General features: G+C 39.1%; 21 protein-coding genes. 10 read left to right on the top strand and 11 right to left on the bottom strand.

The window, feature by feature from the left end:
• Positions 1-97: 97 nt before the first annotated feature.
• The 4 genes from recN (at position 98) to HDE68_RS10825 (ending at position 5,072) form a co-directional block, all read left to right on the top strand.
• Positions 98-1,759, top strand: a complete 1,662-nt coding sequence (gene recN / locus HDE68_RS10840; protein WP_183881684.1) for a DNA repair protein RecN — start codon at positions 98-100, stop codon at positions 1,757-1,759.
• A 61-nt stretch (positions 1,760-1,820) separates the two neighbouring features.
• Positions 1,821-2,642: an enoyl-ACP reductase gene (locus HDE68_RS10835; protein WP_183881682.1), complete on the top strand. Its 822-nt coding sequence runs from the start codon at positions 1,821-1,823 to the stop codon at positions 2,640-2,642.
• An 85-nt stretch (positions 2,643-2,727) separates the two neighbouring features.
• On the top strand, positions 2,728-3,957 hold the full coding sequence (locus HDE68_RS10830; RefSeq protein ID WP_183881680.1) for a carboxypeptidase-like regulatory domain-containing protein: 1,230 nt from the start codon (positions 2,728-2,730) through the stop codon (positions 3,955-3,957).
• 41 nt (positions 3,958-3,998) lie between these two features.
• On the top strand, positions 3,999-5,072 hold the full coding sequence (locus HDE68_RS10825; protein ID WP_183881678.1) for a PA0069 family radical SAM protein: 1,074 nt from the start codon (positions 3,999-4,001) through the stop codon (positions 5,070-5,072).
• 89 nt (positions 5,073-5,161) lie between these two features.
• Here the strand turns inward: HDE68_RS10825 and HDE68_RS10820 are convergent, their stop codons facing one another.
• The 3 genes from HDE68_RS10820 to HDE68_RS10810 all read right to left on the bottom strand — a co-directional run bounded on the left by HDE68_RS10820 (position 5,162) and on the right by HDE68_RS10810 (position 9,830).
• Positions 5,162-6,004, bottom strand: a complete 843-nt coding sequence (locus HDE68_RS10820; protein WP_183881676.1) for a hypothetical protein — start codon at positions 6,002-6,004, stop codon at positions 5,162-5,164.
• A 720-nt stretch (positions 6,005-6,724) separates the two neighbouring features.
• The gene (locus HDE68_RS10815) at positions 6,725-9,265 is read right to left on the bottom strand and encodes an ATP-dependent Clp protease ATP-binding subunit (RefSeq protein WP_183881674.1); all 2,541 of its coding nucleotides are present in this window, start codon (positions 9,263-9,265) and stop codon (positions 6,725-6,727) included.
• A 343-nt stretch (positions 9,266-9,608) separates the two neighbouring features.
• The gene (locus tag HDE68_RS10810; protein ID WP_183881672.1) at positions 9,609-9,830 is read right to left on the bottom strand and encodes a hypothetical protein; all 222 of its coding nucleotides are present in this window, start codon (positions 9,828-9,830) and stop codon (positions 9,609-9,611) included.
• A 165-nt stretch (positions 9,831-9,995) separates the two neighbouring features.
• On the opposite strand from HDE68_RS10810, the gene HDE68_RS10805 reads away from it, so the two are divergent.
• Together HDE68_RS10805 and HDE68_RS10800 are read left to right on the top strand one after the other, a co-directional pair.
• On the top strand, positions 9,996-10,577 hold the full coding sequence (locus tag HDE68_RS10805; RefSeq protein ID WP_183881670.1) for a Crp/Fnr family transcriptional regulator: 582 nt from the start codon (positions 9,996-9,998) through the stop codon (positions 10,575-10,577).
• Between the two features lie 85 nt (positions 10,578-10,662).
• Positions 10,663-11,022 carry a DUF4406 domain-containing protein gene (locus HDE68_RS10800; protein ID WP_183881668.1) on the top strand — a complete coding sequence of 120 codons (360 nt, stop codon included), beginning with the start codon at positions 10,663-10,665 and terminating at the stop codon, positions 11,020-11,022.
• Between the two features lie 66 nt (positions 11,023-11,088).
• On the opposite strand, the gene HDE68_RS10795 is transcribed toward HDE68_RS10800, so the two are convergent.
• Complete coding sequence (locus HDE68_RS10795) at positions 11,089-11,790, bottom strand: hypothetical protein (RefSeq protein ID WP_183881666.1); 702 nt, start codon at positions 11,788-11,790, stop codon at positions 11,089-11,091.
• A 161-nt stretch (positions 11,791-11,951) separates the two neighbouring features.
• On the opposite strand from HDE68_RS10795, the gene HDE68_RS10790 reads away from it, so the two are divergent.
• Both HDE68_RS10790 and ettA read left to right on the top strand, forming a co-directional pair.
• Entirely contained in the window at positions 11,952-12,575 is a 624-nt protein-coding gene (locus HDE68_RS10790; protein WP_183881664.1) for an SMI1/KNR4 family protein, read from the top strand.
• A gap of 197 nt (positions 12,576-12,772) precedes the next feature.
• A complete protein-coding gene (ettA, locus tag HDE68_RS10785) occupies positions 12,773-14,452 on the top strand; it encodes an energy-dependent translational throttle protein EttA (protein ID WP_183881662.1) in 1,680 nt (559 codons plus the stop codon).
• 6 nt (positions 14,453-14,458) lie between these two features.
• Here the strand turns inward: ettA and HDE68_RS10780 are convergent, their stop codons facing one another.
• From HDE68_RS10780 to HDE68_RS10765, 4 genes are all read right to left on the bottom strand, one after another.
• Positions 14,459-17,143 (bottom strand): outer membrane beta-barrel protein, encoded by a 2,685-nt coding sequence (locus tag HDE68_RS10780; RefSeq protein ID WP_183881660.1) that lies wholly within the window; start codon positions 17,141-17,143, stop codon positions 14,459-14,461.
• A gap of 156 nt (positions 17,144-17,299) precedes the next feature.
• Positions 17,300-17,548: a DUF1456 family protein gene (locus HDE68_RS10775; RefSeq protein ID WP_183881658.1), complete on the bottom strand. Its 249-nt coding sequence runs from the start codon at positions 17,546-17,548 to the stop codon at positions 17,300-17,302.
• Between the two features lie 2 nt (positions 17,549-17,550).
• Positions 17,551-18,858, bottom strand: a complete 1,308-nt coding sequence (locus HDE68_RS10770) for a DEAD/DEAH box helicase (protein WP_183881656.1) — start codon at positions 18,856-18,858, stop codon at positions 17,551-17,553.
• 49 nt (positions 18,859-18,907) lie between these two features.
• Positions 18,908-19,126 (bottom strand): hypothetical protein, encoded by a 219-nt coding sequence (locus tag HDE68_RS10765; protein WP_183881654.1) that lies wholly within the window; start codon positions 19,124-19,126, stop codon positions 18,908-18,910.
• 174 nt (positions 19,127-19,300) lie between these two features.
• On the opposite strand from HDE68_RS10765, the gene HDE68_RS10760 reads away from it, so the two are divergent.
• On the top strand, positions 19,301-21,082 hold the full coding sequence (locus HDE68_RS10760; protein WP_183881652.1) for a glycoside hydrolase family 15 protein: 1,782 nt from the start codon (positions 19,301-19,303) through the stop codon (positions 21,080-21,082).
• Positions 21,083-21,117: 35 nt separating this feature from the next.
• Here the strand turns inward: HDE68_RS10760 and HDE68_RS10755 are convergent, their stop codons facing one another.
• A complete protein-coding gene (locus tag HDE68_RS10755) occupies positions 21,118-23,298 on the bottom strand; it encodes a bifunctional alpha,alpha-trehalose-phosphate synthase (UDP-forming)/trehalose-phosphatase (protein WP_183881650.1) in 2,181 nt (726 codons plus the stop codon).
• Positions 23,299-23,504: 206 nt separating this feature from the next.
• On the opposite strand from HDE68_RS10755, the gene HDE68_RS10750 reads away from it, so the two are divergent.
• On the top strand, positions 23,505-23,978 hold the full coding sequence (locus tag HDE68_RS10750; protein WP_183881649.1) for a ribonuclease H-like YkuK family protein: 474 nt from the start codon (positions 23,505-23,507) through the stop codon (positions 23,976-23,978).
• A 10-nt stretch (positions 23,979-23,988) separates the two neighbouring features.
• On the opposite strand, the gene HDE68_RS10745 is transcribed toward HDE68_RS10750, so the two are convergent.
• Together HDE68_RS10745 and HDE68_RS10740 are read right to left on the bottom strand one after the other, a co-directional pair.
• Positions 23,989-24,639: a hypothetical protein gene (locus HDE68_RS10745; RefSeq protein WP_183881647.1), complete on the bottom strand. Its 651-nt coding sequence runs from the start codon at positions 24,637-24,639 to the stop codon at positions 23,989-23,991.
• Positions 24,629-25,669 (bottom strand): porin, encoded by a 1,041-nt coding sequence (locus HDE68_RS10740; protein WP_183881645.1) that lies wholly within the window; start codon positions 25,667-25,669, stop codon positions 24,629-24,631. Before HDE68_RS10740 ends, HDE68_RS10745 begins: the two co-directional genes overlap by 11 nt.
• Positions 25,670-25,693: the final 24 nt, after the last annotated feature.

Here is a 25,693-nt window from a genome sequence, read left to right as displayed (position 1 = left end):
CAAATAAACGGGACGGCAGGAGAAACATCTTCTGCCGTTTTTTGTTAAAAAAGAATAAACATCAAATGACTAAGTTTTCATAATTTAGCAATCAAATATGCTACAGAAACTTTCTATACGTAACTACGCGCTGATTGATAGTGTTGATTTAGAACTTGATAAAGGTTTAAATATCATTACTGGTGAAACCGGTGCAGGGAAATCTATCATGTTAGGTGCGCTATCCCTGATATTGGGGCAGCGGGCAGAAACAAAATACTTTTTCAACCAGGCTAAAAAGTGTGTGATAGAAGGGCAGTTTAAGCTTACCAGTTCCGGATTGCAGCCTTATTTTGAAGAATTCGACCTGGATTATCAGCAGGAAAGTATTCTGAGAAGGGAGATTTCTATCGACGGCAAGTCCAGAGCTTTCATTAATGATACGCCTGTAACCCTTGCGGTGATGAAGCAAATCGGTGAAAAGCTCATTGATATACATTCACAACATGCTACATCTGAGGTGAATGATCCTGGATTTCAATTATCGGTAGTAGATACTTTATCTGATCATTTACCTCTGCTTACCCAGTACAGACTGAAATTCAGAGAATATAAGAAGAATCTCCAGCTGTTGATTAATATGCAGACATCGGCCGATGAGGCCAGAAGCAAACAGGATTACGAGCAGTTTCTATTTAACGAGCTGGAGAGTGCAAACTTACAACCGGGTGAACAAGCAGCGCTGGAGATCGAGCTGGAAGCTTTAAATCATGCAGAAAGTATCAAAAGAGGTTTATTAAATGGCCATGTTCTGCTGGATGGTGAGGAAACTGCAGTGCTTCCGATATTAAAAGAAGTTATCAATCAGATCCAGGCGATCGAGAAATTCAGTCCTTCTTATAGTGCAATGAATGAACGTTTGCGTTCAGCACTGATAGAAATCAAGGATATTGCAGAAGAAACTATAGTACTGGAAGAGAATATTGTATATAGTCCGGCGAGGATTGATGAAATAAATATCAGGTTAGATACTATTTATACCTTACAGCAAAAACACAGGGTAACCTCTGTGGAAGAGCTGCTGGCCCTACAAAACGAATTATCAGACAATTTAAATACCCTCTTAAACAGTGATGAAGAGATAGAACGTTTAATTCTGGTGATCAATAAGTTAAAGATAGAGCTGGAAAAGATAGCTGATACCTTATCAAAAAACCGCAGCAAGGCAATTAATGTTGCTCAGAAACAGGTCGGTGAAATATTGGTCCGAGTGGGGATGCCTAATGCGAAGATCAAAATTGAACAAACCGTTGTAGAGAATTTAAACAAAGATGGGAAAGATATGATCTCCCTGTTGTTTTCTGCAAACGCAGGACAGGCACCTGCACCGGTAGGCAAAGTAGCTTCGGGTGGTGAACTTTCGCGTTTAATGCTGGCTATTAAATCGATCATCTCTAAACATACTTCCTTACCTACTCTGATATTTGATGAAATCGACACTGGTATTTCTGGTGAAACGGCGCTTCGTGTGGGTGATGTCATTGGAGAGCTGGAGCAAAATATGCAGGTTATCTGCATTACCCATCTCCCTCAGATTGCAGCAAAGGGAGAGGCACACTATTTCGTTTATAAAAAAGAAGAATCCGAGCGTACTACAACGGGCATACGCAGACTTAACCCGCAGGAGCGCATTCTGGCTATTGCTGAAATGCTGAGTGGTAAAAATCCAGGGGAGTCGGCGTTGAAAAATGCGCAGGACTTACTGAGTTATAAAAATTGAGGCCAATCAAAATAAACCTTAACAAATACAAATCAGATCAATTACAAAAAAGAACATTAATATGTATAATTTATTAAAAGGTAAAAGAGGTATAATTACAGGTGCTTTAGATGAAAATTCTATTGCCTGGAAAGTTGCTGAAAAAGCCCATGAAGAAGGGGCTACATTTGTCTTAACTAATGCCCCTATTGCAATGCGTATGGGTGAGATTAACAAATTAGCAGAAAAAACAAACTCTCAGATTGTACCTGCTGATGCGACAAGTGTAGAAGATCTGACTAATTTATATATACAATCTCAGGAGATATTAGGCGGTAAAATTGATTTCGTCTTGCATTCTATAGGAATGAGTGTGAACATCCGTAAAAAAATTCCTTATACAGATTTGAATTATGATTATTTTCAAAAAGGAATAGATGTATCTGCTTTATCATTACATAAGATGCTTGCTGTTGCAAAAAAGCTGGATGCGATTAATGAAGGTGGCAGTGTAGTTGCCCTTACTTATATGGCAGCACAAAGAACTTATCCATTTTACACGGACATGGCTGATATCAAAGCTATGCTGGAATCTATCGCCAGAAGTTTCGGTTATCATTATGGAGTAGAAAAGAAAGTACGTATCAATACAGTATCTCAGTCTCCTACTAAAACAACTGCAGGTGCGGGTATTAAAGGTTTTGGTGATTTTTATGATTTCGCTGATTCGGTTGCTCCATTAGGAAATGCTGATGCAGCTTCTTGTGCAGATTATTGTATTACTTTATTCTCAGATCTGACGCGTATGGTCACTATGCAAAATCTTTTCCATGATGGCGGATACTCTTCAACCGGTGTAAGTAACCAGGTGATGGAGAAATTAGGTGTAGATACAGAAGTATAAATCAATTAACTTTATTTAACATTTAGATAGCCCTTTAAGGGCTATTTTTATGCTTATATAAACCGCAGATCTTTAAATTAGCTCCATGATAAAATATCTCTTCGGGACGGTATTACTTTTATTATTCTGCCTGAATACGCATGCACAAAAACTCTACACCATCAGTGGGGTTGTCAAGGATAAAAAAGGAGAAACGCTTCCTGGAGCCGGTATTTATTTAAGCGGATATACCACTGCGACTGTCACTAACGGAGACGGGCAATTTTCCCTGACCAAAATCAAACCTGGTTCTTACGAGGTTGTGGTACAAATGATTGGTTATCTGCCATACAGCAAGAGTGTCATCGTTTCAGATAACTCGGTTAATATATCCATTACCCTTGCAGAAAACACCATACAGCTTAATGAGGTTGTGATCAGGGCAGATCCTGACAGGGAAAAGAACCTTAAGATATTTGAAGATTTTTTCATTGGCAAAACCCCTAATTCGGCAAAGTGCAAAATTCTGAACCCAAATGTATTATATATCAAATACGATGGAGATGCTAAAATACTTAGTGTGACCACTAATGAGTTTCTGGTCGTTGAAAATAAGGCATTAGGCTATCGTCTAAAATACATGCTGAATCTATTTGAATATAATTACAACACAAGGATTGTTTATTTCTCTGGTCTCCCTGTATTTGAAGACCTTAAGGGTTCCGGAAAGAAAAGAAGGACCTGGTTAAATAACAGAGAGATTGCTTATGCTGGTTCTCCGCAGCATTTCTTCCAATCCCTATACCAGAACAAGGTAGAAGAAAACGGCTTTATCATCTACAAGCGGATTAAAGTACCTAATCCAAACCGGCCGTCGGACGGTTATATTGCGGCTACAAAAGCAAGGCTGATGAAAAGAATGCATGGGGCCAGCACTATAGGCTCAGTATTTAGCGATTCTTTGTTAATGATGCAGCGTTTATATAATCTTCCTAAAGAATTTACCACTCTGGATATGTCAGGAGTAGCGACAGACACCTTGGTTAAAAGTATCTATCCTAACATGAAGACCATCAACTATAAAGATGAACTTTATGTGATGTATACCAAAGAAGAAGAAAGCATTGGTTATTCTAATACCGGTCATTATATCATGCGGCCGCTAACGGTTCCAAATTATCAGATTTCGGTAGTTAGTATGTTAAAAGGTCCGGTAAGTTTTTATCCGAACGGGGCCATACACGATTCAAAAGCGATACTATTTGAAGGCTTCTGGGCCTATGAAAAAATTGGTGATATGGTACCTATGGACTACATCCCCATAAATAAAAGATAAAAACCATTTCCTTATTACTAAAAATATTAGTAATTTTAGAGATGATTTCAGCGGAAAAGCCAGAAGAGCAATATTTGAAAGGGAGAGGCGCGCAATTTAATCCCCACAATCACTTTCTAAGTCATTCGTACGTTAAAGAACATAACGAGGGAATAGATGACTGGGAAAATGAAAATCATAAGACCACCTTCATTATCGGGAAGTCTAAGTCTATCGTCAATAAAGTAACCAGCCCTGACGTTGGCATGGCCTATTCACTTAATCCCTATCAGGGATGCGAGCATGGCTGTACCTATTGCTATGCCAGAAATGCACATGAATACTGGGGTTTCAGTGCTGGTTTGGATTTCGAGAGAAAGATCATTGTAAAAAAAGATGCGCCAGAACTATTTAAAAAATTTCTGGAGCGTAAAGGGTGGAATGCGGAGACGATTTCCCTATCCGGAAATACCGACTGTTATCAGCCTGCGGAGCGTGAGTATAAACTTACCCGCCAGCTCTTAGAGATTGCGCTTGCCTATAAGCAGCCCATAGGTATGATCACAAAAAATTCCCTGATCTTACGTGACCTTGATATTCTCCAGGAAATGGCTAAGGACAACCTCTGCATGGTATATATCTCTATCAATAGCCTGAATGAAAAACTAAGATTAAAGATGGAGCCCCGTACTACAACTGTCAGGCAAAGACTAAAAGTAGTAGAGCAGCTCAGTAAAGCCGGTATTCCGACTGGCGTAATGGTAGCTCCATTGGTTCCGGGCCTGAGTGATCATGAGATTCCTGGTATCCTGAAAACGATTGCATCCTGCGGAGCAGAAAATGCGGGCTATACGATCGTAAGACTAAACGGTGCAGTTAGCCCTATCTTCGAAGACTGGCTGCGTCAGAACTTCCCTGACCGTTTCGATAAAGTCTGGCATATGATTCAATCCTGCCACGGTGGAACTGTCAACGACAGCCGTTTCGGGGATAGGATGACAGGCGAAGGTAACATTGCAAAAATGATCCACGACACCTTTAAGCTTCATTGTAGAATCAACCATTTAAACGTGAAAAGAAACCACCTGAACTCCAGCTTATTCTGTGTACCCAAACAACAGCTCAGTCTTTTCTAAAGCCGGAATCATAAATTAAGATTTTTCATTAATCCGGGGGCTCTGTTTGTCGATCTGGTAGTAAAGTTTATCAATCCGGATAATCCAAACTATTGAGCTGTAATTTTCAACTTATTCAGTATATTTCTGACAGCTTTAAGTTCTTCCTCCTGATCCTTATAATTCTTCACTAGTGATTTGACATTAGATCTCAGCATTTTTACTTCATCTTCTTTATCAAGTAGATAAAGTGTGAGTTCTTCCACCTTCTTAGTTAAAAGTGTATTCATTTCACCTAAATTCAATCCTTTAGCCTCAACTTGTGCAGCAGACGGCATTTCTGGCAAATGCTTACTCTTTTCGATATATGCTTTAACTTCACCAAGAGCAGGAAGATTATATTGGGGATGAAACACATAGTCCGGCCAATTATTTGAATCTACCCTTACCTCTTTCGAGTGTATCGTGCCATTCACTGCAAGTTTTTCATCCGGGTTTGTTGTACCAATCCCAACATTACCATTCGAGGCAATTCTCATCTTCTCTGTACGCCCTGTCAGGAAACTATCTGTAGTTAGCAAAGCCATCCCATAATGATTCGCACCCGCATCTTCTACAACATGGTTCATTGACACTCCCCATGTAGAATATGCTGCTCCGATACTTCCATAAATAACAGGAACAGATGAACCAACTGTATTTGCAATATTAATCGTGCTTATGGTTCCAGCAACCTGTAACTTTGAATTCGGTGTAATAGTTCCAATCCCTACATTACCTTCAGAGGTAATTCTCATCTTTTCTGTACGTCCTGTTAAATAGCTATCCTGGGTAAGGAGAGCCATTCCGTACTTATTTTCACCAACGTCCTCTACAATATGATTCATTGAGACTCCCCATGTAGGATATGCTACACCAACACTTCCAAAAATAACAGGAGAAGAAGAACCCAATGTGCTGGAAAGGTTAGTGGCGCTTAATGTTCCCGCGACCTGTAACTTTGAACCTGGGCTTAAAACCCAATACCAACATTACCATCCAGAGGGAAAGTATTTGTCTGAGCAATGGATATCTGAGCACTAATCCCAACTATTAATGCATTAAGAAATAGGAATTTCATCTGTTTATATTTTTTTATGATTAACAATTACGCTAAGATATTCTAATTAATTAAATCATCACAAAGAGAAATACCGGCTATTAAAAAAAGAATTATCCCAATAGTTTCTTCTCAAAGCAAAAGCAAACCTTTCTTCTTAAAGCAACAGCAAAGGCAACTCTCAAAGCAACAACAAACCTTTCTTCTTAAAGCAACAGCAAAGGCAACTCTCAAAGCAACAGCAAACCTTTCTTCTTAAAGCAACAGCAAAGGCAACTCTCAAAGCAACAGCAAACCTTTCTTCTTAAAGCAAAGGCAACTCTCAAAGCAACAACAAACCTTTCTTCTTAATAATTTCACCTCCCTGCCACCCCCCTATTTGTAATCCTTCCAATGAACATCATATAATTGGCTCCTTCAAAGGTCAGACAAACGAAAAAAAACAGGTCTTGCTATTTAAAAGACATTGGCCGTCTCTTCGGACGGGCGCAGTCTTTGAAATAGCAAGACCTGTTTTTTTAACAGAAAAGGCCGCCCTTTGGGGGCAGCCTTTTAGATGCTAGTTTTGGAGTGATTACTCTACACTACCTTCTTCTTTCTTCTTCTTCTTACCTGGGCTCTTATTTTCAACCACAATCAGATCAGTTTCCTTATTGTAATCAATTTCAAGTATATCTCCATCATTGATTTCACCTTTCAGGATTTCTTCAGCGATAGGGTCTTCCAGATATTTCTGAATTGCGCGTTTCAATGGTCTGGCGCCAAAGTTAATATCAAAACCTTTATCGGCGATAAAATCTTTTGCTACATCAGTCAGTTTAACTTCATAACCTAGTGTATGAACTCTGCCAAACAATGATTTAAGTTCGATATCAATAATTTTAAAGATCTCTTCTTTACCTAAAGTATTGAATACAACTACATCATCCACACGGTTCAGGAATTCAGGAGCGAAAGCACGTTTCAATGCATTTTCGATTACCCCTCTTGAATGTGCATCAACCTGATTAGTTTTAGCATTTGTAGAGAAGCCGATACCCTGACCGAAATCTTTAAGCTGGCGTGCGCCGATATTAGAAGTCATGATAATAATCGTGTTTCTAAAATCTACCTTACGGCCTAAGCTATCAGTCAGCTGACCTTCGTCCAGCACCTGTAACAGGATATTAAACACATCAGGGTGAGCTTTTTCGATCTCATCTAACAAGATCACGGCATAAGGTTTACGGCGTACTTTTTCAGTTAACTGACCACCTTCTTCATAACCAACATATCCCGGAGGCGCTCCCACTAAACGTGAAACAGCGAATTTCTCCATATACTCACTCATGTCAATCTGAATCAGTGAATCGTCGCTATCGAACATGAATCTCGCCAGTTCTTTAGCAAGCTCAGTTTTACCGACACCTGTAGGGCCTAAGAAAATAAATGAACCGATTGGTTTTTTAGGATCTTTTAATCCGGCTCTTGTACGTTGAATAGCTTTACTTAATTTCTTGATCGCATCGTCCTGACCAATAATTTTAGTAGCGATCGTATCATACATATTCAGCAATTTCACGCTGTCAGTCTGACCTACACGTTGTAAAGGAATACCAGTCATCATGGAAACAACTTCTGCAACATTATCCTCAGTTACGGTGTAACGTTTAGTTTTAGTTTCAGCTTCCCACTCAATTTTTGCACGGTCAAGCTCTTCCAGAAGATTCTTTTCAGTATCTCTCAGTTTAGCAGCTTCCTCATATTTCTGGCTTTTTACAACTTTATTCTTTTCAACCTTAATATTTTCGATCTTATTCTCAATATCAATGATGTTTTCAGGCACATGAATATTAGTCAAATGTACTCTTGAACCAGCTTCATCCAGCGCGTCAATAGCTTTATCCGGAAGGAATCTGTCAGTGATATATCTTGTAGTTAAAGCAACACAGGCATTTATTGCCTCAGCTGTGTAAGTAACACCATGGTGTTCCTCATATTTCTCTTTAATACGGTTTAAGATCTCAATAGTTTCATCAGGAGAAGCAGGCTCGATCATTACCTTTTGGAAACGACGGTCTAAAGCTCCATCTTTCTCAATATACTGACGGTACTCATCAAGCGTAGTCGCACCAATACATTGTATTTCGCCCCTTGCTAAAGCAGGTTTGAACATATTGGAAGCATCCAGTGAACCAGAAGCCCCACCAGCACCAACAATAGTATGGATCTCATCAATGAATAGGATTACATCGGTTGATTTTTCCAGTTCATTCATTACTGCTTTCATACGTTCTTCAAACTGTCCGCGATATTTAGTACCTGCAACTAAAGAAGCAAGGTCCAGGGTAACCACACGTTTATTGAACAATACTCTTGATACCTTACGCTGAACGATACGTAATGCAAGACCTTCAGCAATTGCTGATTTACCTACACCCGGCTCACCAATCAGAATAGGGTTATTTTTTTTACGTCGTGATAAGATCTGAGAAACACGTTCAATTTCTTTTTCACGACCTACGATAGGGTCCAGACGGCCTTCTTCTGCAGCTTTCGTTAAGTCTCTTCCAAAGTTATCCAGAACCGGAGTTTTAGATTTAATGTCAGACACTTTTTTAGGACTGCTAAAGCTTTCCTCTTCACGATAATCGTCATCACCACCAGTTGAAGCGCTACCTTGAGTTTCATCTCTGAAACCATTTTTATTTACTTCTACTTCCTGTTTGAAGATTTCGTAATTGATGCTGTATTGTAATAATATCTGAGATGCGATATTATCATCATCACGAAGGATGGACAACAGCAAATGCTCTGTTCCTATTAAATCACTCTTGAAGATTTTGGCTTCCAGATATGTGATTTTTAATACTTTTTCGGCCTGTTTGGTCAAAGGGATATTTCCCAGATTAACCGTAACACTGGAAGTACCTCTTACTGCTTCCTCAATTGAGCGGCGCAATTTAGAGGTATCAACCCCCAGCGATTTCAATATTTTGATAGCCATTCCATCGCCTTCGCGAATCAGACCTAACAAAAGATGTTCAGCGCCTATATAATCATGACCTAATCTCAGGGCTTCTTCCCTGCTAAACGAAATCACGTCTTTTACCTGTGGTGAAAATTTAGCTTCCATATATACCTTTTCTTAAACGCAACGCCCCTAAACTATAAAATATGTTTTATAAAAGAGCGTCACCTATATGATTTATTTTTATCAACAATTACGCCATATGGCAGCAGATAGATTTCGTTACTGACCTTATTTCACTAAACTTACTAAGTTTTGACACTAATAGCAATATTATTTTAATTGTCTTAGAAAAATATAATAAGTCCTAAAGTAGTTTAAATAATCATTAGAGAAAAAAAACCTCCTATTTTGGGAGAATTGTCCCTAAAATGTAATGATTATTATGCCATAAACCACCTGTCATTTTGTTAGTTAGACCCAGTTAAAAGCAACAAAATGGCAGTCATTAATTAGATTTCTCTATCCATTCCCCTATTTTTTTTACAATAGGCTTCAATATATTGTAATCAGTTTGCCAGCTTAAAGTTTCTTCATTGACTACCGGGGTGATTAATCCTATAAATTTGGCCTCTAAAAACACTCTGTAACCTGAACCGTCCTCTACGGATAAGATTAATAATTTTCTTTTTTGACCACGATACTCATCCTCGTAGATGTACTGCTCCATAATTAGGCGTTGATATATATTTAACGCATCAAATCTCTAAAAATTTCACAGTTATAACCTGTCTGTGCAGAATATTATAAATATTAAACCTGCCGGTCATATTGTTAAATTTTCCCTATTCTTGAACCGGAAATTATTTCAGAGACTGATCCCTTAACTGAGAACATGATAAACGACCTTATTCTTAAAAACATTGCCAGACATATTTCGCTGGATAAAGAGGAAACAGCTTGTTTCATTTCATCTTTAAAACAAAGAAAAGTATCAAAAAAAGAATTCATACTTCAGGGAGAGGAAGTCTGTAAGTATATCAACTTTGTTCATTCGGGTACATTGAGAGCATATTACCTGGACAAAGCCGGTAAAGAATCTACGATTATGTTTGCCGTTAGCGACTGGTGGATAACTGATATATTTTGTTTTATCAATCAGCAGCCGGCAATGCTGACCATTGAAGCGGTAGAAGAAAGTATTATTTTTCAGCTATCAAAAGATGAGCTCGACCGGCTCTATATAAAAATACCAAAATTTGAAAGATTCTTCCGGGTGATCTTTCAAAACGCCTATATCAGGGAACAGCTCAGGACGATACAGAATCTATCGCTTTCGGCCGAGGAACGCTATCATATATTTCTGAATAAATATCCCCAGGTAGTTAAACAGGTTACTCAGAAACAAATTGCGTCTTATTTAGGAATTACCCCAGAGTTCTTAAGTACAATCCGCGGTCATAAACACAAAAAGTAATTGCTTTAATATTCCTGAATTTCTTAAACTACCTTATTTTTTTCAAAGCCGCTGTTTACTTGTTTTGTATAAATAAAAAAAAGATATGTTAATACTTATAGCAGGACCTTACCGCAGCGGGACAAATGATAATCCTGAATTAATGCGGCAAAATCTAAGCAGATTAGAAGCAGCTGCCCTTCCCCTATTTAGATTAGGGCATATTCCAATGATTGGTGAATGGGCAGCATTACCATTACTCAGGCTTGCAGGCTCTATGAAACCTGGTGATGAAGCCTATGAAGAGATTTTATATCCGGTGGCGCACCGTTTACTTCTAAAATGTGACGCTGTTCTTCGTTTGGAAGGCGCTTCAAAAGGAGCAGATGAGGATGTAAGAATTGCTAAAGAAAGAGGACTAAAAGTGTACTATCGTCTGGAAGATGTACCGCATGCAGAAGAGTAAAAATAAAGATATTATCTTTTTGGGGACAGCTACTGTCCCCATCTTCATACAAGAAAAGCGTACCTGTTATAAGCGACCTGATTTTTCAGAAACTACCTGTTTTTTCAGACTGAATGGATAAACGTTCTTATCTATTTCGAGCAATAAACTATCACAGTCTTTATAATCCAGTATATAAACTTTTGACTCCCATTTTTGCAGGAGTGAAGCCATACCACTAGCTACATCCCCTAAACGTTTGGAGATGAGTTCAACTTTGCGTTTTTTATCATCAAGACCATCATCCATTACTTTATCCACATAAATTGCCTGATTTGTATTCACCTCACCCAGCACAATTGATGGGGTGGATTTAGGATGTGCAACAAGCAATACAAAGTTTTTCCTAAAGTCAATGGCTCCTGTTTGTGCTGAAAAATCCTCCCTGTTTATTCCGAAACGCTTTGCTGTATAATCGCCCATTACGTTATCCAATTCTTCTGCACTCACTATGGGTAAAAATGCAATATCTTCATAAAAAGGCAGCTTTGTCTTATCGTCTGACTGAAATATCAGCACACTGTCCTTCCCTGCCTTTTGCGCCTGCTCCATTAATGCCCCATTTAGCTTGTTTGCTAAATCTGAAACCCTGCCATTGCCCGGACGTAAGGTAGTCTCAAAAGTAAATCCTTCTTTTACCTCTACCGGTGAACTACATGAAGTCAGCAAGCCCAAAAACGGCAAAAGTAAAAAAGCCTTTTTTAATGGAAACAATAATTTGTATTTCATGGTTTAAATATAAAAATTAAGGTGATCTTTTCAATCCTGATCAATACCAATTAACGTTTAAAATAGAAATATTTGATACTTAAAAATAAACATAAACCGTTTAATGGTTAAAAACCCTTATTTTGAACGGCCATATTTGCCTTTAACAATCATTTTATACCATGCTTGAAATTAATAAAAAAGAAGATATCATTATACCCTTTGATCAAATTGGAGACGATGACTGGAAGATCAGAACCAGTCAGATTATTGAAGCTATTGCTGATAACTGGGATGATGAATTAACAGCCCCGGTTGCTGCAGATGAAATCTCTGAACTGGAAAATAAACTGGGTACCACCCTGCCAGAATCTTTAAGTATTTTCTATCAGACCTTCGGCCTGGCTAACATTGGTGAAGAATTGCAGGCTTTTGAAGATATTGGCTGGTTAAAAGATACCGATGCTACCGATCCGGAACACGGAGTGGACTTCACTGCAGAAGAGCAGGCAGTTTTACCTTATCTGATAACGTTCAGTGACTACCTGGGCAACGGAAATATGTTCTGTTTCCATAGTGAAACCAAAGAGATCTATTATTTTGACCATGACGAGGCACCTTATATATATAAAATGTTCAGCACCGTTGACGATTATATCAAAGACTGCCTGATTTTTGGTCAATCTGATCTTTTCGGAGAAAACGCCACACAGGAAGAGGCCGATCAATGGACTGAGGAAATTGTTGGAGAAATGATTGGCAAACACAAGATCAGGAAATGGAGATATTTTGACGGTTGGGAATAACATGGAAACAGGTAGAAAAAAATGCAGAACTCTTGCTTAATATAGAAGAAATCATTTCGTTACTACCTTACCTTGTTTATCTTTGCGCCTGCTATTGTTTTAATCAGGAGGAAGAGCAAACTGCAATCGCTCTGCTCCCGCTATCCAGGCAATAAATCAAAAATCCTTTTAAAGGTGTAAAATATTAAAAACCAATTATGTCAGACGAAAAAATAATCTTTTCAATGGCGGGAGTAAATAAGATTTACCCCCCTCAAAAACAAGTATTAAAAAACATATACCTTTCATTTTTCTACGGAGCCAAAATTGGTGTTATTGGTCTTAACGGATCAGGTAAATCATCTGTATTAAAAATTATTGCAGGAATTGACAAAGCATTTCAGGGTGAAGTGGTGTTTTCACCAGGTTATACAGTAGGTTATCTTGCACAGGAGCCGGAACTGGATGAGAACAAAACTGTACGTGAGGTTGTAGAAGAAGGTGTTGCAGAGATTACAGCTATCTTAAAAGAATACGAATCAATCAATGAGCAGTTTGGCTTACCAGAAGTTTATGAAGATGCAGATGCAATGGATAAACTGATGGCTAAACAAGGTGAGCTGCAGGATAAAATTGATGCAGTAAATGCATGGGAACTGGACAACAAATTAGAGCGTGCAATGGATGCTTTACGCTGCCCTGATCCTGACACTAAAATTGGTGTACTATCAGGAGGTGAACGCCGCCGTGTAGCGATGTGCCGTTTGTTATTACAGGAACCAGATGTTTTATTACTGGATGAGCCAACCAATCACCTTGATGCAGAAAGTATCGATTGGCTTGAGCAGTTCCTGAAAGACTATAAAGGAACAGTAATCGCAGTAACCCACGATAGATATTTCCTTGATAATGTTGCCGGATGGATACTTGAACTTGACCGTGGAGAAGGTATTCCATGGAAAGGTAATTACTCTTCATGGTTAGATCAGAAAGCGAAACGTTTATCACAAGAAGAAAAAACTGAAAGTAAACGTCAGAAAACATTAGAGCGCGAATTGGAATGGGTACGTATGGCGCCAAAAGCCAGACATGCTAAATCTAAAGCACGTTTATCTAATTATGATAAACTGGCCTCAGAAGATTCTAAAGAAAGAGAAGACAAACTGGAGCTGTTTATCCCGGCAGGCCCAAGATTAGGTAATGTAGTGATCGAAGCGAATAATGTCACTAAATCATACGGAGATAAGATTCTTTTCGAAAACCTGAGTTTCTCTTTACCACCAGCAGGAATTGTAGGTATTGTAGGTCCTAACGGAGCGGGTAAAACCACTTTATTCCGTTTAATCACGGAGCAGGAAACACCAGATGAAGGAACATTCAGAGTAGGTGAAACAGTAGCTTTAGGTTATGTTGACCAGATGCACAATGACCTTGACGGAGCCAAAACAGTTTATGAAAATATTACTGACGGACTTGATAACATCATGTTAGGCAATAAAGCTGTAAACGGACGTGCTTATGTTTCGAAATTCAACTTCAATGGTGGTGATCAGCAGAAAAAAGTATCTGTATTATCAGGTGGAGAGCGTAACAGGGTGCATCTTGCCATTACTTTGAAAAAAGGGGCAAACGTTTTACTTCTGGATGAGCCAACCAATGATATCGACGTAAATACTTTACGTGCACTGGAAGAAGCATTGGAAAACTTTGGTGGCTGCGCGGTAGTCATCAGTCACGATAGATGGTTCTTAGACCGTATCTGTACGCATATACTTGCGTTTGAAGGTAACTCACAGGTTTACTTCTTTGAAGGTAACTACAGTGATTACGAAGAGAACCGTAAGAAACGTTTAGGTGATGTAACACCTCACAGAATCAGATATAAAAAGTTAAGCTAAGCTGATTTACTTTTTATGACCGAAGTTCTGTAAACGGTAATTAAAACTAACGAGGAAATATCTGGTAATTTGATTATACCGACTATCGGTAATCGAATTATCAGATATACTTCTAACCAGGTTATTTCCCTGGTTCAGTAAATCATAAGCCTGCAAAGAGATTGTCCCCTGCCTGTTTTTAAACAGGATCTTCTCCAGGCTAAGGTTAATCAGCAATGGGTTCGCAACTGCAAGTGAATAACCTGAGTTTATCTTTTTCGACACATCGGCATTCAGCGAAAAGTTTTTATTCAGAAAGGCGCGGCCGCTCCAGTTAAACTGCCATGTTTCTATATTCCTCAATTTCAGCAGTTCAATAGAATAGCGGTTACTGCTATAGTTATAAGTTGCAGAAGTTGATAAAGTTAAACGCCGCTGATTCATCCTTAGTTTCAATGTCTGCGAAAGATTGATATTTCTATTCTGATTCAGATCATCATTCGCATAAGAGATCATATTCACATAATCAAATATCCCTCTTAACTCTACATTGAATTTATTCTTTGCAAAAGGCAGGGAATAAGAATACATACTTCCAACCATATATGCCCCATTGGCATTTGCATAATGTGTTTCCTGTTTTAAGCTTCCCAGCGTGTCTTTGACCAGTACGACATTGCTGACTACCTGATCTTCGACGACAGATCCGTTTAATGCCAGTTGCAAAGTAGAACCATCCTGTTCATCAGTATGCTGATAGCTCAGGTTTCCGGAATGCGTAAAGCTGGATTTCAGATTTGGATTACCAATGATCACATTCTGGAGATTGCTAATATTTGGTACCGGCTGCAATTGATAAAAATCAGGAGCAGTACTGCTGCCTGTATATACAAAACCAACATTATCCCAGTTTGACAAATTATAGCTCACATTTACAATAGGAGAAACGTTAAGCTCAAAATGACTGATCTTATTATCATTACCGGCATATTGTCCGGTCAGCAGACTAGGCTGTGCAGTTACCCCCAGATTGTAGTTGAGACGCTCTGCCTGATAACGATAACTCACTGCAAAACGCTGAAACATAAATGCAGAAGAATAAATAGAACTCAGCGAATCTACTACAGTAGTCTTACCAGTACTATTATCAACCTTGGTATATAAACTATTCCTGGTTTTACTCAGGGAGAAGAAATAGGAAAAGTCGATATTCCTTTTTACTAAAGAATCACTCCCGGATTTTAGAGGTTCACTATATCTGAAATCGGCAGTAATCGAATTTGTTCTGTTCTCTGTATCGACAAACCTGTTCACTAAAGAGTCTTTTGCCAATTTACCAGTCTCCCTGTCATAATAACTGATCTTATTACGCAAATCATCATTCACCTGGTTGACCCCGCTACTCACTACGACCCCCGCAGCCATACTTCTGCCAGGTTTCTCCATACTTCTTGCCCATACAAAATTACCCGTCAGATTAGGCGTTTTAGCATTTGAGCCGCTTTCACTTTGTAAATCCTGCAGGATAAGACCGGTCTGCTTGGACAATATATTCCCATCCTTGTTTTTTGTAGCTAAAGAAGCCCCCAGAGAAGCCTGAAAATAACTTTTATTTGCAATGGACTGTAAATTAAAGTTCACATTATGACTGTTGTCTTCGGCTTTGGCACCAGATTCTGCAATATTCTTAATTGTTCCTTCTGTGGTTACAGTTTCAGTAGAGTTCTGCTGCTGTGAAATATTTTTATTGTAGTTGTAATTATAACTTGCACTCGCTGTAACTTCGTTTGATAATTTGTCCCGGTAATTTACCCCCGCAGCCGTGGTTGTATTCACCCCTGCTTCATTGTTGGTATTATTGGAACTGCTGCTAAACCCGATCTGCTGGCTGCCTTCCCACAAATTTCCATTTCCCTGAAGCCCGTAACGCTTGTTTGACCCACCACTAATCAGTGTATTACCGAATGTCCCCCTATTCTGTCCTGCTTTAGTAACCAGGTTCAGCATTTTTTGAGGCTCTCCGGTTTTCATTCCGGTAAAATTAGCCTCATCGCCATAATCATTAATGATTTCTACTTTATCTATGACACTGGCAGGAAGCTGACTGATAAAATCTTTCACATTACTTGTAAAGAAATCCTCTCCGTTTACCCTTAATTTCTGTAATGGCCTGCCCATGGTAGTGGTATTTCCATGTTCATCAACTTCTATACCGGGCAATTGCCGCAGTAAATCTTCTACCCTGTCATTTTCTGAGATCTGATAAAAAGAAGCATTATACTCAATTGTATCTTTTTTAACCTTGATCGGCTTGTCTCTGCCATTAATCACAACTTCGTTCAGCAGATTAGATTCCAGATCAAGTATAATCATATCCAGATCAAGATTCTGCTGATCGGGTTTAAATTCAAAAGATCTGGTATAAGGTTTGAAACCCACACTCATAACGAGCAGAGAGATTTTGTCGGCTTTAAAACCTGAAAAAACAAATCTTCCGTGGGCATTGGTGACCGAAGAGAGTGTGTCTTTATCTGCAATGATAAAAACATCAGCTCCAGAAACGACATCTTTTAAGGAATCAATTACAGTTCCTGTCAGTCTGTGTGCTGTTTGTGCTTTGACAGTATAGGAACAAAGAAAAATAAAAGCATGGAATAAAATTATGCATTTTAAATGACCTGAATTTCCAGTAAATTTTAAAAATCTAATCATTCGTCATGCAATCCTATTGGCCATTTTCAAAAATGCAATCCTTGTGAGAAGGCTATACTCAGCCTTCTTTTCACAAGTATAACTGTTTGTTGGAGTAAATTAACCTAATTTCAAAAAATACAGGGAAATTCCCGGGATTTAGCATTCAAAAGGCAATTAATCTATAGCTGGCGGAGTCTGTTTCTCAACTCTCGGACCTCTTTTGAAGATCACTAATCCATTGAGAAAGTTACGCAGGATCTGATCACCGCATGGTTTAAAATTAGGATGATCTTCACTTCTGAAAAACGACCCCAGCTCACTTTTTGTTACCTTAAAATTTACCAGTTCAAGGATTTTAATAATATCTTCATTATTCAGCTCCAGCGCTACGCGGAGTTTCTTTAAAATGTCATTGTTGCTCATAATTACATCGCTACTTCTATCTTCACTTTCTTGTTTTTTATTTTCTCGTTGGCCAGTGCAGCAAGAACTTTATGAACCATATTACGTTTGACGGCAACATATGAACTCTGATCCTTTACTTCTATTAATCCTACATCATCTTTCTCTAATCCACCTTTTTTTAGCAGTAAACCAACGATATCAATTTTATTCACCTTATCTTTTTTACCCGCAGCAATATATAATGTCTGCCACTGACTATCTTTTGGTAACTGATAATTACCTTTTAGTTTTTCAACTTCTATATCACTTTTCAGGAAAGGGTACTTATCTTCCTCAGTCATCATCAGATAAGCTGTTCCTTTAGCATTCATCCGTGCGGTACGGCCATTTCTATGCAGGAACGCATCTTCCGTATAAGGCAATTGATAGTGAATGATATATTCTACCTCAGGAATATCCAGTCCGCGGGAAGCAAGATCGGTAGTGATTAATATTTTAATACTTCCATTCCTGAATTTTAATAAAGCACGCTCTCTCTCGTCCTGTTCCATCCCTCCGTGAAAGATATCATGCGCAAGGTCCTTATCAATCAGCAGGTCACTGATCCTGTCTACAGTTTCCCGGTGATTACAGAAAAGCAGCGTAGTTTTATTCCCTATTTTACAGATCAGTTCAAATAACGTATCCAGTTTATCTTCTGCAGTAGTCATTACCTTTTTCAGTTTCAAATCTGGTGCAACCTTAACATCTTTCAGGAAATTGATCTCTACAGGAGATTTAAGACCCGTGAAATCTGGAATAGCCTCCATCTGTGTTGCAGAAGTCAGCATCCGTTGTTTTAAAGAACGCAGGTTACCTATAATATAAGCCATATCTTCCTGAAACCCAAATTCAAGGGCCTTATCAAATTCATCCAGTACCAAAGTGGTAATAGAGGATTCATCAAAGTTTTCTTTACGAAGGTGATAAGCGATCCTTCCAGGTGTACCAATAAGAACCGCAGGAGGTTGTTCAAAGTTATTTCTCTCGGTTTTCACCGGATGCCCGCCATAGCAGCAGTTCACTTTAAAACCAGTACCCATTTGTTTAAATACCTGCTCAATCTGTAAAGCCAGTTCCCTTGAAGGAACCAATACCAACGCCTGCACCCCTTTTGTAGCAGCATTTAAATTTTTTAAAACCGGCAATAAAAAGCCGAGAGTTTTACCAGAACCTGTTGGTGCAAGTAAAACCACATCTTTCCCTTTATCTGTAGCGGCAATTGCTGCCTGCTGCATTTCATTTAAAGAAGCGATTTTTAAATTACCCAATACCTTTTCTACCATCATTCAGCAAAGATAAGGGAATTAAGCAAAGATTAGCGCAAAAGGGAATTGACTAGTATTTTAGGAACTTTTTTCTGATTTTGTTCATGCGCAGCTGTGCATTCTTTTCCAGCTTCATGAGCATAGTGCCCCTCTTAGTCATCCATGAAGTTACTTTATTATTCGCCTTCTGAATTGGGGAATAGATCCTTTCCTCCAGAATATCAAGATATTTAGCATTAGATCTGCTCTGTTGCAGTAAGAAGAATTCATTCAACAGTTCTGTTTTCATCTTTAATAGCTTTAAGTGAGGAATCGGTTTATTGTTAATTTAACGCATGGTAACCACACAATAGTATCACCTATGTTCTCATAAATATACATAATTTCTTTACGCCAACAAATAGTCTGAAAATTTGTTCTATTGATATCAAACACAATAAAAATAGCGTAAAACCAACATTTAATGGAGAGACATACCTATCAGACAGGAATAATTGGAAACTGTGCATTTCTTGCGCACATCAACAAAAACACTAATATTGATTGGTTATGCTGGCCAAGATTTGACAGTTCGTTCGTATTTGGCGGACTGCTTGATCAGGAGAAAGGCGGGGAGTTTTCTATCCTCCCTCACGGAGCATATACTTCGGAACAGTATTACATGGAGAACACCAATATTCTATGTACTGAAATTACCAGCGAAGAAGGAAAATACCGGATTACTGATTTTGCACCAAGATTTTATCAGCACGAACGCTTTTATAAACCATTAATGCTCATCCGCAAAATTGAACGGCTGGAGGGCAACCCCAGGATTAAGGTAACCTGTAATCCTGTTTTTAATTATGGGGAAGGAAAACAGCAGGGCTCAAGAGGAAGTAATCATATCCAGTTTACCGGAGATGAATATGAGATGCAGTTGAGTACCAATATCTCACTTTCTTATATTGAGGATGAAAAACACTTTGCACTGAATGATACTAAATATCTGATTCTTACTTACGGCCACGACCTGAATGCGCCGATTGAAAGTACAGCAGAACGGTTTTTAACGGAGACCAGAAAATACTGGAGAACCTGGATCAAACACTCTACGATTGCCGGTTTTCATCAGTCGCTGGTTATCCGTTCAGCATTAGTCCTTAAAATCCACCAGTACGAAGACACCGGGGCAATTATCGCCGCAAGTACAACCAGCCTGCCCGAATCTCCAGGAAGCACACGTAACTGGGATTACCGCTATTGCTGGATGAGAGATACTTATTATGTGATTACTTCTCTAAACCATATTGGCCATTTTGAAGAAATGGAAAGATACTTTAATTATATCACGGATATTTCATTCCGGGATGATAAAAGGTATCAGCCGCTCTTTGGTATTGCCGGTGAACGTGTACTCACTGAAAGAATACTGACTAACCTGAAAGGTTATATGGGCAATCAGCCTGTGCGTGTAGGTAATCAGGCTTATGAACATATCCAGAATGATATTTATGGACAGGTACTGATCTCTATGCTGCCTTTATATACTGATAACCGGTTCATTTTTACTGAACGTAAGGACTCTGCTATCTGGCTGGATTATTTGTTATCCAAAATTGAAAGTACGATAGATGAGAAGGATGCAGGGATATGGGAATTCAGGAACCTGGCCAATATGCATTGTTATACCAATTTATTTCAGTGGGCAGGTGCCAGTGCCGCATTAAAAATGGCAAAAACCATTGGAAATAAAGAATTTGAAAAAAGGGCAAGCCTGCTGATAGACCGCGCTGCTGCACATATAGAAGCTTGTTACGACCCCGAGAGAAAAGTATATAACCATGCGGTTGACAGTGCGCACCTGGATGCGAGCACACTACAGCTGATCCTGATGAATTATCTTGCCCCAGATTCACAAAGGGCAAAAGACCATCTTATTGCTTTAGAGCAGGAGCTTAAAGGTGCAAACGGACTATTTTACCGCTACAGGCATACGGATGATTTTGGTAAACCTAAAACAACCTTCCTGATCTGTGCTTTCTGGTATGTAGAAGCACTGGCGATAGTAGGCAGACTGGATGATGCGGTAAGAGAGTTTGAGTTATTGATTGGTTATGGCAATCACCTTGACCTTTTCGCAGAAGATGTTGATGAAAAAGATGGCAGTCAGTGGGGTAATTTTCCGCAGGCTTACAGCCATGTAGGACTGATGAATGCCGCACACAGAATAGCTATTAAACTAGACAAGCCCGTTTTCTTATAGAAAATGGGCTTGTCTACTGAGGAATTTTGAGGGTTCTATGCTATTTCTGATAATGTTTTCAGGAATTCACGGACTTCCATAAAATTTCTCAGATAATATCTTGCCGCTGAGAGATTACTGCCTACTTTAATTGTATAATCTTCCGGTTTTAATGCCTTAAAGATATCTTCATCTGTATGGTCATCGCCTAAGGCGATAATAAAATCAGGATGGTGGTCATGTAACCAGGCTAAAGTAGCTTTCCCTTTATTAACCTCTATATTTTTAAACTCTATAACTTTATTACCCGGCATCATCTGCAGCCCATGATCTGCAACCGTTGCTTCCAAGTGATTGACAATTTCATTAGCTCTGAGTTCCCCTAAACCCTCTTCTGCTTTGCGGTAATGCCATACCAGGGAATAACTTTTGTCTTCTGTAAAAGAACCCGGAGTCCGGTCAGTATAACTATCCAGTACTGTTTTGATTTCCTGTTTCCATTTGTCGGTAAGCAATGGCAGTGATTTCCATTCCTGCCCATCGTGTTTTTGCCACGCGCCATGTTCAGCGATTAAACCAAGTTTTAAGTGTCCAAACCACGCTTCCAGTGTCTGATGCCTGCGTCCGCTGACAATAACGACCTGATTGCCCGGGTCAGCAGTCAGCTGCTGAAGAATCTGATATAACTCTTCATCGGGCGCAGCCTTATCTATATCTCCGTTAAAGCCGACAAGTGTACCATCATAATCTAAAAAGATATATCTGTCTGCAGCTTTTCTATACGCTATTCCAATTTGTTCTTTAACCTCTGCTGCAGCATATTTAGTTAACAATGACTCTTGCATATTTTTGACTTCTTCTAACTTATCCATAAAATTCTTTACCCAAAGGTGTATATCAAATTTCCTTACGATGCCTCTCAATACAGACATCCTTGTCTTTTGCTCCTGAACAGGCATATTTATCGCTTCTACGATTGCCCGCATGACTTCCCCAATATTATTAGGATTCACAATCAGTGCATCATTTAGTTCTTTAGACGCACCGGCCATTTCACTTAAAATAAGTACACCGGTTTGGTCTGCTCTGCTGGCTATATATTCTTTACTGACCAGGTTCATTCCATCGCGCATAGGCGTAACCAGACAGATATCTGCAGTAGAATAAAGTGCAGATAAAAATTCTACAGGAAAAGAGCGATAGAAATAATGTACCGGCAACCAGTTTAAGGTTCTGAAATGTGCATTGATATTTCCAACCAGCTGATCAATCTGATCTTTTAATTCTTTATACTGTGCGACTGTATCCCTTGAAGGAACAACAATCATATACAATGATAACTGCTCTATATATTCAGGATGACTTTCCAGTAATAGTTCATAGGCCTGTAAACGCTGGAGAATACCTTTACTATAATCCAGCCTGTCAATCGTTAAAATAACTTTACAGCCATGCATAGTCTCTTTAAGAGATAAAACATGTTCAGCTACCAGCGGATCGTGGGTCAGGTTTTCAAATTTCGCGGCATCAATTCCCATAGGGAATGCTTCTACAACAATCTGCCGGTCTTTATAAGTGATTACATTATTTGATACTTTGGCCGTGGATAAATGTGAAGCTGCACTCAGAAAATGTCTGACATCATCAAAAGTATGGAAGCCTAACAGATCTGCCCCAAACATCCCGCTGATCAGCTCTTCTCTCCAGGGAATGAGACGAAACATCTCATAAGACGGGAAAGGGATATGCTGAAAAAAGCCAATGGTTACCTGAGGCTGAAAACTTCTGATCAGTTCAGGTAATAATAAAAGCTGGTAATCGTGTACCCAGACCGTATCTCCCTTATTAAGATGTGAAATCACTACATTTTTGAACTTCGCATTTACACTTTGATAAAAGTCCCAGTAGGTTTGTTCGAAATGTGCATAGGTGACCATATAATGAAAAACAGGCCACAAAACTTCATTAGAGAACCCTTCGTAATAAAGATTGATTTCATCAGGAGTTAAAAAGACAGGGATCAGGTTTAATGCAGCGAGCTTTTCAGTTACCTCCTGCTGCCGGTGTTCGGGAACCTCGATTCCGGGCCATCCTACCCATATATTATGTCCTTTTTTGTATACCGATCCTAAACCGGTTGCGAGCCCCCCTTCACTTGGACTCAGAATGTATTCCCCATTCTCTTCAACTATTTTAACGGGTAATCTGTTCGAAACTATAATTGTTTTATTCACCATGTTATAGCTTAAATAACCTGTTTTCTTACATATTGTTTTAATTTTTATGTATTAAAGAAATTACACTAATTCACAAAAACAGGCAGGAAATGTTGACAACTACCTGATTGTTAGCAAATAAACAACAAATAATTAACGTATCTTTAACATAATCACCTTAATTTTAGGAAACCTGAATACGGGTTGTTCTTTAACACCAATAACGTATGACCTGGAAAAAATTCAATGGCGAAGTGATCCACTTGCCGATCTTAGAAGAAGTAGAAAAAGCTATTATCAGAGAAACCCAAAATGGCTACCATCTTAAAGTATGTGTTGGTACAGACTCGCAGGTTAAAGGTCCTTCCACAGACTTTGCTACCGTGATTGTTCTATTAAGAGAACAGCATGGTGGATTTATGTACATCCATCAGGAAAAAACCACACAGAAAATGAGCATCAAAGAAAGAATGCTGATTGAAGTGCAGAAATCTATAGAAACAGCTTATGCTGTATGTGATCTTCTGGACTTATATGATGTAGATCTGGAAGTTCATGCAGACATTAACACCAATCCTATGTTCAAGTCCAATAAGGCATTGAATGAGGCTATGGGTTATATTTTAAGTATGGGGTTTATTTTCAAAGCTAAACCAGAGGCTTTTGCCAGCTCAACCTGTGCAGATAAAATGGTTCATTAGCAAAACAGGCTTACCAGCTTTTAGTAGAAATTATACTAGTGGATTTGTGAAGCGGTTTGGCTTGTTGCGATGCAGACAGATATTCTTTGAACCCGGCAGCAAAGGCAGCCGATTGTCTGCCCGCGTCACTTACATAGTCAGACCACTCTCCCGCATTTAATTTACCGGGACTTTTTTCCAAAGGAATTCCTTTAGTTGTTGAAGGGACAAAATTACCGTATCGATCCCGCTGATAAGGGATGAATTGAAAATCTGTCAGCCAGAATCTGTATTTACTCCCCCTGGTTTCAAAGACAAGATTATACAGTATTTCGCCCGAAGGATGCGACAAAACGAACGCAGTCCTGCTAATGATAAACTTTCCGCTTCTCATCAATTGATCATTTAACCCGGCTGGTATAGTATCAGCTGTCAGGGGGCTCATTTTTTTTAGCTTAAAGAATGCATGTGCCCTGTCAACCAGAGAATCAGCAGGTGCAGTAATCTCATTAACGATTTCATAATAGATATACTTCCCTTTTTCATCCTTTTTCAATTCTTCTACTTTCTCCTTATTCTGGGCAGCAGAGGGTGATACCGTCATAAGCAGGAATAAAAATAGAAATGCACCAGGCCAAATGGCCTGATACAATTCATGGTTATAGTTGAATTTAAAATGCATATACCGCAGCTAATGAAAATTGTGAAGCGTTTTTTGTAGGGTCCAGATTATTCTTAACAAATCTGGCAGTAGAACCGTTATCAAATCTGACCTCAGGAATAAATGTTAATCCGCCCGACTTTAAATTGGCAGTTAAAGTGATCGATTTAACATTAGATCCTTTCAAATCAGGAACATCTTTAGTCTGAAAATACTCTCCCCTCAGTCCTAAAGAAAAATTAGGGGTAAAGGCATTTTGCAAATAAAGTGCAACGCCACTATATCCTCCATTATCATTTGTTACGGCGTAATCGGCAGCATTCAGTCCGATTTTTACTTTCTCAGTGACCTGATAGGCAGAAGTCAGGTCATAGATCGTTCCGGTTCCTGTGGCTCCGGAAGCTCTTCCGCTCAATACATTAAAATAGGCAGTCCAGCCTTCTACAGGAACAACAGTCAGCTGGGCCCCGAAGTGTGTGACTCCATTCACATCTTTGTACGCATTCCAGTCATTAAACAGACCTACCATTAAGGCAACTTTTGGGGAGAAGACATAATTAGCTCTTATCCCTGCATTCTGAAAAGGCCCGCTGGTAAACAGGTAAGAAGTGGAGTAATTAAAATTACCTGTCGGAACAATCACCTCATATCCTATAAATGTACTCATATAACCAGCCGTCAAAGCCAGCTTGCCGGTCACAGCATAAGACATATACAGGTTCTGGATATGAAAAGAGTTATCCGCATTTCCAGTTTCTCCTTCACCGTTCGGGATGGACCCATATTGTCCCCTAGGCCCAAAGGACAGCTCCCCTACAAAAGAAGCTTTTCCCGTAGTCTTTTTTAAAGCAAGATCGATCATTCCGATTGATACTGAATTTTGATCATTCGCAAAGCTCGTCCCAATATTCGGCTTTTTAGAGAAATCATACTTGTAGTAAACATCAGCAGATCCCGAAATCTGCAGCGGCGTTGATGTAGTCGTTTCCTGAGCATAAGTGGCAGCGCTCATGGTGAGGGCAGAAAGCGTGAATAAAGATTTCATTTTCATATGGGTTGGTTAGGTTGGTTGCGA

Source organism: Pedobacter cryoconitis (assembly GCF_014200605.1).
GTDB lineage: Bacteria > Bacteroidota > Bacteroidia > Sphingobacteriales > Sphingobacteriaceae > Pedobacter > Pedobacter cryoconitis_B.
The sequence above is the reverse complement of the archived record's forward strand: the minus strand, read 5'-3'. Positions and strand labels throughout refer to the sequence as shown.

What these genes read in the sequence shown, in the direction of transcription:
- recN (WP_183881684.1), top strand. Translation starts at nt 98, where the DNA reads ATGCTACAGAAACTTTCTATACGTAACTACGCGCTGATTGATAGTGTT.
- HDE68_RS10835 (WP_183881682.1), top strand. Translation starts at nt 1,821, where the DNA reads ATGTATAATTTATTAAAAGGTAAAAGAGGTATAATTACAGGTGCTTTA.
- HDE68_RS10830 (WP_183881680.1), top strand. Translation starts at nt 2,728, where the DNA reads ATGATAAAATATCTCTTCGGGACGGTATTACTTTTATTATTCTGCCTG.
- HDE68_RS10825 (WP_183881678.1), top strand. Translation starts at nt 3,999, where the DNA reads ATGATTTCAGCGGAAAAGCCAGAAGAGCAATATTTGAAAGGGAGAGGC.
- HDE68_RS10815 (WP_183881674.1), bottom strand. Translation starts at nt 9,265, where the DNA reads ATGGAAGCTAAATTTTCACCACAGGTAAAAGACGTGATTTCGTTTAGC.
- HDE68_RS10810 (WP_183881672.1), bottom strand. Translation starts at nt 9,830, where the DNA reads ATGGAGCAGTACATCTACGAGGATGAGTATCGTGGTCAAAAAAGAAAA.
- HDE68_RS10805 (WP_183881670.1), top strand. Translation starts at nt 9,996, where the DNA reads ATGATAAACGACCTTATTCTTAAAAACATTGCCAGACATATTTCGCTG.
- HDE68_RS10800 (WP_183881668.1), top strand. Translation starts at nt 10,663, where the DNA reads ATGTTAATACTTATAGCAGGACCTTACCGCAGCGGGACAAATGATAAT.
- HDE68_RS10795 (WP_183881666.1), bottom strand. Translation starts at nt 11,790, where the DNA reads ATGAAATACAAATTATTGTTTCCATTAAAAAAGGCTTTTTTACTTTTG.
- HDE68_RS10790 (WP_183881664.1), top strand. Translation starts at nt 11,952, where the DNA reads ATGCTTGAAATTAATAAAAAAGAAGATATCATTATACCCTTTGATCAA.
- ettA (WP_183881662.1), top strand. Translation starts at nt 12,773, where the DNA reads ATGTCAGACGAAAAAATAATCTTTTCAATGGCGGGAGTAAATAAGATT.
- HDE68_RS10780 (WP_183881660.1), bottom strand. Translation starts at nt 17,143, where the DNA reads ATGATTAGATTTTTAAAATTTACTGGAAATTCAGGTCATTTAAAATGC.
- HDE68_RS10775 (WP_183881658.1), bottom strand. Translation starts at nt 17,548, where the DNA reads ATGAGCAACAATGACATTTTAAAGAAACTCCGCGTAGCGCTGGAGCTG.
- HDE68_RS10770 (WP_183881656.1), bottom strand. Translation starts at nt 18,858, where the DNA reads ATGATGGTAGAAAAGGTATTGGGTAATTTAAAAATCGCTTCTTTAAAT.
- HDE68_RS10765 (WP_183881654.1), bottom strand. Translation starts at nt 19,126, where the DNA reads ATGAAAACAGAACTGTTGAATGAATTCTTCTTACTGCAACAGAGCAGA.
- HDE68_RS10760 (WP_183881652.1), top strand. Translation starts at nt 19,301, where the DNA reads ATGGAGAGACATACCTATCAGACAGGAATAATTGGAAACTGTGCATTT.
- HDE68_RS10755 (WP_183881650.1), bottom strand. Translation starts at nt 23,298, where the DNA reads ATGGTGAATAAAACAATTATAGTTTCGAACAGATTACCCGTTAAAATA.
- HDE68_RS10750 (WP_183881649.1), top strand. Translation starts at nt 23,505, where the DNA reads ATGACCTGGAAAAAATTCAATGGCGAAGTGATCCACTTGCCGATCTTA.
- HDE68_RS10745 (WP_183881647.1), bottom strand. Translation starts at nt 24,639, where the DNA reads ATGCATTTTAAATTCAACTATAACCATGAATTGTATCAGGCCATTTGG.
- HDE68_RS10740 (WP_183881645.1), bottom strand. Translation starts at nt 25,669, where the DNA reads ATGAAAATGAAATCTTTATTCACGCTTTCTGCCCTCACCATGAGCGCT.